Here is a 1032-nt window from a genome sequence, read left to right as displayed (position 1 = left end):
GCGGCCACTCGGAGGCACGCGCCACCGCCTGTCATTTATAAGCGAGCGGGCAGCGGCGTCTGTCGTTTAAATACCGCATTCGACCGTCGGGAACCGCGACGGAGCGGGTTCCCCGACCGGTACTTTCAATCGGCGATCCGGCGAAGGCGTTCGCGTGACCGTCCCAACGAAGACGCTCCCGAACGGCGCGGGGCTACCGGCGCTCGGATTAGGCACGTACGACCTCGACGACGAGGAGACGGCCGACAGCGTGCGAGCGGCGCTCGACGCCGGCTACGCGCACGTCGACACGGCCGAGGGGTACCACAACGAGGGAGCGGTCGGCGACGCCCTCGCGGCGAGCGACGTCGACCGCGACGACGTGTTCCTCACCTCGAAGGTGCTCGCGAAGCACCTCAACTACGAGTCGGTGATCGAGTCGTGCGAGGCGTCGCTCGACCGGCTCGGCACCGACTACCTCGACCTGTACCTGATCCACTGGCCGAACCCGGCCATCTCGCTGCGCGAAACCCTCCGAGCGATGGCGGAGCTGCGCGAGCGCGGGCTCGTCCGCGACGTCGGCGTCTCGAACTTCAGCGCGTACCAGCTCAGCTGCGCGCATCACATTTCGGACGTCCCTATCGCGGTCAACCAGATCGAGTTCCACCCGTGGTTCCAGCGCCCGGATCTGGTCGACTACTGCCATGAGACCGACACCGTGATCAAGGCGGCGGCGCCGCTCGCGCGGACGGATGTGTTCGGCGACGAGGTCGTCGCGGAACTGGCCGAGAAGTACGACAAGCACCCCGCGCAGGTCGTCGTCCGGTGGGCGATCGATAACGGCGTCGTCCCGCTGCCGCGGTCGTCGACCCCGGCGCACGTCCGGGCCAACGCCGAGACGGACTGGGAGCTCGACGCGGCCGACCGGCGGCGCCTCGACGGGCGCGACCGCGATCGGCCGGTGTACGACACCCCGGCCCGCGACTGGACGAGCGACGTGTACGGGATCGAGCAGTGACGAGGCGGGCCTACTCGGTGGCGCCCAGACCGCCC

Annotated in this window: 1 protein-coding gene; it reads left to right on the top strand. The window is 69.3% G+C overall.

Annotation, left to right across the window (positions count from 1 at the left end; all coding sequences use genetic code 11):
* Positions 1-154: 154 nt before the first annotated feature.
* The gene (locus tag U4E84_RS18720; RefSeq protein ID WP_322533551.1) at positions 155-997 is read left to right on the top strand and encodes an aldo/keto reductase; all 843 of its coding nucleotides are present in this window, start codon (positions 155-157) and stop codon (positions 995-997) included.
* Positions 998-1032 lie beyond the last annotated feature (35 nt).

This window comes from Halorubrum sp. AD140 (assembly GCF_034497445.1).
Lineage (GTDB): Archaea > Halobacteriota > Halobacteria > Halobacteriales > Haloferacaceae > Halorubrum.
This window is presented reverse-complemented; position numbering and strand designations above follow the sequence as displayed.